The organism is Mycobacterium sp. (assembly GCF_052144515.1).
Lineage (GTDB): Bacteria > Actinomycetota > Actinomycetes > Mycobacteriales > Mycobacteriaceae > Mycobacterium.
The window spans coordinates 1-7,665 of the sequence record NZ_JBKQQD010000488.1; the positions used below are offsets into that span (position 1 = coordinate 1).

4 protein-coding genes are annotated in these 7,665 nt (G+C 68.9%); all 4 read right to left on the reverse strand.

Annotated elements, in window-relative coordinates:
• On the reverse strand, positions 1-169 hold a 169-nt coding region (locus tag ACLP9N_RS32930), incomplete at its 3' end, for a PE domain-containing protein (protein WP_442411320.1).
• A gap of 32 nt (positions 170-201) precedes the next feature.
• Positions 202-4,146 carry a type VII secretion protein EccCa gene (gene eccCa, locus ACLP9N_RS32935; protein WP_442411317.1) on the reverse strand — a complete coding sequence of 1,315 codons (3,945 nt, stop codon included), beginning with the start codon at positions 4,144-4,146 and terminating at the stop codon, positions 202-204.
• Positions 4,143-5,750: a type VII secretion protein EccB gene (gene eccB, locus ACLP9N_RS32940; RefSeq protein WP_442411318.1), complete on the reverse strand. Its 1,608-nt coding sequence runs from the start codon at positions 5,748-5,750 to the stop codon at positions 4,143-4,145. Before eccB ends, eccCa begins: the two co-directional genes overlap by 4 nt.
• Entirely contained in the window at positions 5,747-7,600 is a 1,854-nt protein-coding gene (gene eccA, locus ACLP9N_RS32945; protein ID WP_442411319.1) for a type VII secretion AAA-ATPase EccA, read from the reverse strand. The genes eccB and eccA overlap by 4 nt, the downstream gene beginning before the upstream one ends.
• Between the last annotated feature and the right edge of the window lie 65 nt (positions 7,601-7,665).

Consider the following 7,665-nt stretch of genomic DNA (forward strand, 5'->3'; position numbering starts at 1 on the left):
GGGCGCTGAACCCGGCGGCCGTCTGCAGCGAGACGGGATCCGCCGCCGGCGGCACCACCGCGGTAATCGCCGGAGCCGCCGCCGCGTGCGCGGCCGCCAGCCGCGCCGTCAGCGCCTCCACCGCGGCGCTGGTCGCCGCCAGCCCCTCGGGAACAACTCGCAAAGTCATGAGACCTCCTCCTGCCCTCTGTTGCGCTTTCTCTAACCGTTTACGGATTCGCCAACCAGCGGGTTGACCAACTGGACGTACGTCGGTGCTCCGCTGTCGCCCAACAGGATCGCGCGTCCCGCGGGCAGCCGGCCGAAGCGTTGGCCCCGGATCTTGCCGCTGTCTTGCGGATTTCCGGACAGCATCAGCGTGGTCGCCTGCAGGTCGTTGAACCTGCGCAGCAGCGGGCTGGTCATCAACGCGTGCCCCGATCCGGTGGCACGGGCGGTAACGATCACCCGCAGCCCGAGATCGGCGGCGTGCGCCAACTGCGCGATGAGCGGCGTCCAGGGCCGCTGCCCGATGTACGGGCCGCTGGTCGCCGGCGCGTCCGGGAGCTGGTCGACGTCGTCGATGATCAGGTAGTGGGTGTGCCCCTGGTAGGTCCAGCGCGACAGCTCGGCCGCCGACAGGCCCGCCGGTGGCCGGCGCGACTCGATCAGGTTGGCCAGCCCCAGCATCGCCGGGGTGATCCGGTCGATGTTGGCGGTGTACTCGTTGTCCGCGAACAACGGCTCGTCGACGAGATGCAGCCGCCGGTCCAGGACGGTGAAGGCCACCTCATCCGCGCCAGCGTTCTCCCGGATGGTGCGGATGACGTGGCGCAGCAGCGTCGTCTTACCGGACTTGCTGTCCCCGAACACCATCAGCAGCGGGTTCTCGGCGAAGTCGAGCACGACGGGGGCGAGGTCCTCCTCGCGCTGGCCGATGACCACCCGGTCGCGGCCCCGATACAGCGCTCCCACCTCGCCGGGCGCGAGATTGGCCGGCAGCAGCCGGACCGGCGGCGCGGCCAGGCCCGGGTACCGGGCGTTGATCGCGGCGATCTGGTCTGAGTCGGGCCGCGCGAACAGGAAATGCTCGGCGGCCATGGTCAACCCGCGTCCCGGCTGGTCGTGCGGGACCGCGTCCGCCGGGCGTCGCAGGGCGCCCACCACTCGCACGTTGCTGTCCCGCGCGTCGTGCAGCTTGAGCTCGAGGCGCAGCCCGAGGCCGTCGCGCATGGCCAGTGGCACCTCCAGCCAGCTGGGGGTGGTGACGATGACGTGGATGCCGTATGCCAGCCCGACGTTGACCAGTTCGGTCACCTTGGCCAGCAACGGGTTTCGGGTGTTGAACTGGTCGGTGTTGTCACGGCCGAACGCGTACATGTTGTCGATGACCAGAAACGCCTCGCCGTAGCCGTCGTCTTGTGTCGAGCCGGGCTCGTCCCGGAACACCTCGCGCCGCTGCCGTGACAGCAGGAGCTGCTCGAGTTCACCGAACGTGCGGCGGATGCGTTCGGGTTCCAGCGCCGACGCGACGCCGCCGACGTGCGCCAGGTCTTCGAGCGCCCGCAGCTGTCCGCCGCCGTAGTCCAGGCAGTAGAAGGTGACTTCGCGCGGGGAGTGCAGGCTGGCCGCCGACATGATGAACGTCTGCAGCGCCGTCGACTTCCCGGACTTGGGGCCGCCGTGGATCACCATGTTGCCGGCCGACGAAGTGGCGTCGAAGATCAGTGGGTCGCGGCGCATTTCGAAGGGCTTGTCGATCTCGCCCAGCGGCCACCGCCACTGCCGTTGCGGCACCCCGGCGCGGGCCAGCATGGCGGCCAGCGGGATCGGTTCGTCCAGCGGCGGCAGCCACAACTGCGGGGCGCGCGGCCCGTAGCGCGCCAGCTGTTCGCCGATGGTCGCGATCAGCTTGCGCGGCGGTCCGGCCGTCTCCTCGTGCTCGCCGCCGGAAATCACCGTGGCCTGGTCCGGCTCGACGCGTCCGGCCGGGAAGAGCTTTGGCTCTGGAAGAGATTGCACTACAAAGGATTTAGACTTCCGCGGCGGCTCGTAGATGCCGTCCACGTAGGTGCTGCGGAACTTGATCGGGGCGGCACCGGGGGCGGGCACCAGGAAGCCCACACCCTTGTGCTCCTTGCCGGATTCGATGTGGTAGGCGTCCTCGACACCGATGACCTGGCGCGAAACGCTGGGACTGGCCACCTTCAAACCGATGCGGTACGAGGTGTTCTTGTCGATGTCCTTGATCTTGCCGACGTCCAGCGTCTGCGACGCGAAAAGGATGTGGATGCGGAACGAACGACCCTTGCGCGCAACATAATCGAACAACTCAGCGTATTCTGGGTGATCGGCCAGCATCAGGGTGAACTCATCGGCGACCACGAAAAGCGTTGGGATCGGGGGTAGGTCGTGCCCCGCGGCAATCGCGTTTTCGTACTCGACTACGGAGTTGAACGCGCTGCCCTGGACGCGGCGGCCGGCCTCGCGCAGCAGCGTCTCGCGGCGGGCCACCTCACCGCGCAGCGTGTCGGCGAACCGGTCTGCCAGCGACTTCTTCTCTGCCATGTTCGAGATGACGGCGACGACCTGCGGGTAATCGCGGAAGCTGTCGGCGCCGGCCTCGCCCTTGAAGTCGGCGTAGATGACGATCAGCCGCTCCGCCGAATGGGTTGTCAACAGCGACAACAGGATCGACATCAGGGTCTGCGACTTCCCCGAGCCCGTCATGCCGATCATCAGGCCGTGCGGACCCATCCCGCCCTCGGCCTCGTCCTTGAGGTCGAACAGCAGCGGCTCGCCGGTCGCGGTGACACCGATCGGCACGCGCAACTCGTCGTCGCGGCGGCGCGGCGCCCACAGCGTGGGCACGTCCAGCTCCGACGCGTCCGGGATGCCCAGCAGCGTGGTGAAGCTGGCGCCGCGCGTGGCCGCCGAGCGCAACCCGGCATGCGTCGGGTTGGAGTCCCAGCGCGACAGCCGGCGGGCCAGGTGGGCGGCCTCGTCGGCGCCGAATTGGTCGGCGCTCTCGATGTAGGGCTGCCAGCCCCCGGTCTGCCACCGCACGATGGCGCCGTCCGCGACGCGCAGGATCGGCTTCTCCGGGTCCGAATACTGCTCACGGTGCGGCGGGGTGATACAGCGGTGCACGACGGTGACCCCGGTCCGGCCCGCCGCCAGTGTCGACGCGCTCAGGTCGAAGTCGGGGTCGTCGACGACGATCAGCAAGTGGCGCAACGCGTCGGCCGGCCCACCGGTGAACGCCGGGCGGTCGACGAGTGCCGAACCCAGCAGCGCGATCAGTTCGTCCGGGTCGTTCGACAGGAAGCGGGCCGGGCCGACTCCGTCGAGCTCGCCGGGAATGTCGACGTGCGGCAACCACTTCAGCCAGGACCAGTCGGGGCCCTCCAGATCGCGGGCGGCGAGCGCGACGCCCAGCACCGTCGGGTCGTGCCAGGTCACGGCCTGAGCGATCCAGGCGCGCAGCGCGGCCCGTACCTCGTCGGCCTCACCCGACACGGTGATCCGCGAAACCTTGGTCAGGTCGATTCCGCCCGGCACGTCACGGACCGTGCGATGGGTGTCGAGCAGGCTCCGTAATGCGCTGTGCGACACCGGTTCCAGGTCGATTTCGTCGGCGGTGTCCTTGACGCGCAGCGCGGTGTGCAAGGGCACCTGGTGGCGGCCGGCGCGCAGTACCAGGAAGTCGGAGTGGTCCGGGTCGCGCTCCCACTGACGCCGGGATCCGGGCACGCCGGCCAGCGCCGCCGGCTCGGGATGCGACCACTCGGCGGCGGCGCGCTGCTGGCCCGCCTGGGCCCGGACGTTGTCCCGGACCACCGACAGGTAACGCAGGTAGTCCGCCCGCTCGGCGTCGACCTCCTCGGTGCGCATCTTGTTGTCGTTGCCGCGGTACATCGCTGTCGCCGCCAGGAGCAGCACGAATGGGAAGAACAGTGTCTGCGGGGAGATCAGCCGCATCCCGGTGGCGACCAGCGCGACGACCATGCCGACGATCAGGATCACCAGCACATAGGGCATCGCCCGCCGGAGGAACGACGGGGGGATCACCCGGGGCAGCTCGGGCGGCGCCTCAATCGTGATGCTGCCCTTGCGGGTAACGGGTGGCGCGAGCCGTCGGCGAGCTTCGAAGATGAGGCGGCTCATCGGGGCGCTCCTTCGGCAGCGACGCGGCCGGGCTTGTTGTCGGGCGCCAGGCCGTCGTGGGCCAGGAGCGCGTCGGCGCGCGACAGCGTCGGGCCGTTCGCGAACAGCGACAGTACCGACCACGGGATGGGGACCGGGTTCCCGCTCAGCCCAAGCGCCTCAACGGTTTTGCCACGGCCACCGCCATTGGGGTTATCAGCCTCGATGTCGATGCCGTAGCGCACCCCGGTGTCGGAAACCCAGAACAGCGACCCGGTGGCGGGCGCGGCGGCGCCGCCGCCCGCGGTCTGGGTGAAGTAGCCGGTGCCCGGCGCCAGCGCGACGCGGGCGGCGGTTCCCTGCGCGCCGCCCCCGACGAGGTCGACGGTGCGTATCGAATCGGGGATGGGCAGCGCCGAGCCGGTCATCAGGCTCAGGGAGCTGGTCGCGGCGCCGGCCGGCTTGCTCCAGTGTGCGCAGGTGACGGGGGCCTTGGCGGCGTCGACCAAGGTGATCTGTTGATCCGGATAGCGCGCGGTGTCCAGCATCCGCGACACCGGCAGCTTGGCCACCCCGTCGGCGCCCAGCCGCGGTGGTTGGTCCAGCCCATAGGAATTGGTGTTGCGCAGGATCGCGGCGAGCACCGGCGAGATGGCCTGCAGGCCGTCGGGCAGCACCGCGTAGTACCGCACCGCGCCCGACGAACTCTGGTCCAGGGCGTACGACGCCACCACCGCGCCGACGGGCGCCGGGACGGCGTAGTTCGCCGGCGCGCCGGCGTTCGGGATGTTCGGCGCGGCCAGCGGCGGCGATTCGGGTATCGAGTTGAACAGCCCCGAGGCGATGGGCCGCGGGGCGAGCAGGTCAGTCCCCAGGCCCAGTGCGTTGGTCACCGAGTGGTCGGCGAGGTTGATCTGGCTGCGCCTGCCGTCCCACAGCAGCCAGGTGCCGTTGCCGCTATCGACCAGGACCGCCTGGGTGGAGCCGAGCGCGGCCGCGCGCGCGCCACTGCTGTCGGGCGGGCCGGCGACCACGGTCGCGCCCGTGCTGTGCGCGGCGCGCGAGGTTCCACTGACGCCATCGCACACCGTCCAGTTGGCGTCGTGCGACGCGTTCTGCACCATCCGTTCCGGGGCGCCGGGGATGCCGATCAGGTTGCCGCGCGGGAAACGGTCCAGCTCGCTGCTTTTCACCGTCGTGGGGTTAACCGGCCGGCCGACGATCAGCCGGGCCGAGGTCAGGTTGAGCACGGGGTGCAGGTCGTCGCCGACCCGCACGTACAGCGCGGCGGTCGAACGATCCGCCAGCACCGGATTGGTACCCGCCGACCCGGCGGGCCGAATCAAGGAGAATACGAAGCAGCCCACCAAGCCGGTGACGAGCAGGACGACGCCCATCAGCACCGAGCGCGACTGGGTGCGCAGCGGGTCGACGAGCATCCTGGTGTCGTGCAACGCGATACCGGAGGCGATCCGGCGCATCACGAAGCGCCAGCCGCTCACCTGATGGCGGGTGACGAATCCGCGGCGGTAGACCACGTGGTCGGGGTTGTCGTTCACCGGGGTCCGTGAGGCGAAGGACCGCCGCGCCTCCGCCCATTCGCCTTCCGGCTCATTAGATGTCACGCCGGCACCTGCAAGCCGAGGCCGCGTAGCAGCGGCTCAACCGAATTGCGCACGTCCTCGGCTGTGATCGTTATCAACTCCTCATTGGTGAACTCGCCGGTGTCGGCGTGCTCGGAGTGGTCCAACCGGAATTCGCGTTCCTCCTCGGACTTTTCGACCACGTTGCGAACGAACCGGCCGTTGCCTGCGATATCCAGGCCGCGGCGTTCAACCCCGGCTGCATCAGGTTTCGACGAGTTGGCCAGATGCGCGAACAACGCCTCGAGATCATTGAGCGCGGCCTGATCGAAAGCGCTGTCGCGCTTGGCGGCCATGAAGTTCGCGATCTCGATCAACTCGGCCGCCTTGTACGACGGGAAGTCGATGCTGCGGGTGAAGCGCGACCGAAGGCCTTGGTTGGTGTCGAGGAACCGATCCAGGTCGGCGCGGTACCCTGCCACGATCACCACCAGGCGATCCCGGTCGTTCTCCATCCGGGCCAGCAGGGTATCGATGGCCACCAGGCCAAAGTCGTTCTTGGCGCCGGTGGCCACCAGCGAGTAGGCCTCGTCGAGGAACAGCACCCCGTCCAGTGCGCTGTCGATGATCGCGTTGGTCTTGGCCTCGGTCTCCCCGATGTGCTGTCCGATCAGGTCGGCGCGGTGCACCTCCCTGATGTTCTCCTTCTTCAGCAAGCCAAGGCCGCAATAGATTTTCGCGATAACGCGGGCGATGGTGGTTTTGCCGGTGCCGGGCGGCCCGGTGAAGACCAGGTGATGGGTGCGCTGCGCCACCTCTAGCCCGCGCTGCTTGCGCACGAGTTCCATGGCCACCGCACTCTTCAACCGGGCCACCTGATCTTTGACCTTCTCCAGGCCGATGAATTCATCGAGCTCGCGTTCGGCCTCTGCCAGCAGCACATGCTTGCGCTCCTGGGCTCCCGGGTCGACGAAATCACCGGGGCTGGGCTCGGTGTCCGGGTCCCACGGGTCGGTGCGGGCCGCAATGCGGTCTGCGGTGGTGGTCACGATCCCGAAGCTGGTGTCCGACAGGGCTTGTTCGACCTGCTTGTTCTCGGGGTGCGCCGCATACAAGTCCTGCAGCACTTCGCTCGCTGACTCCTCGTCCACGTGCGCGCGCAGTACCAGCGCTTTGGCCAGGGCGCCGTCGACCGCCGCCACGGCGACGGGGCCGTCGGGTTCCTCGAGATACGACAATGCCGGGGCGAACATGCCGAGCCGGGCCAGAGCGATGCCCAGGGTGATCTTGGCCGCGTGGGAGAAGGTCTCGTCGAGGTCGGAGTCGTTGACGATCGGGGTCAGCAGCTTGACGACGTCCGACCAGCGCTCGGCGCGGTAGTTGATGACCACGGCGACCCAGCGGGCCTCGCGCGAGTTGGGGCGGCGGTCGGCAACCTCGGCGACAATCTCGTGGGCCTCGGCAAACTCACCCGCCGTCGCAAGCGCGGCCGCGTACGCGAGCTGGAAATCGTCCGGGTCGGTGGCGCGAAACTTCAGGTAAAGCCCGGTGTCATAGCGGAAGCTCAAGGCGCCGGACGCCAGGTCCACCTGCCGCTGCAGCACGCCTGCGGTGGCCACGGTGCGCCATACCGCTTGTATCACCCGCGGGGATGTGTCGCCGGCGGCTGCCAGCCCGGTCCACGCATCGCACTGGTCGTGGGCGATGCGGGTCAACGCGGCGAAACCCAAGCTGGCGGCGGCCAGGTCGGCCGGACGCTGGCGGTCGTAGACCGTCAAGCCGAGCGCCCGGCAACACGTGGCGAAACGGCTGACGACGTCGCCGTCAACCCTGGCGCTTACCTGAGGATTGACCGGCTGAGCTGCAAGCACGCCAGTGTCACCGTGTTCCACGGCCGATTCGTCTCCCGTACATAGTGTGCCCTAACCTAACCCGCCTGAAGTTAGCATTGCATAAG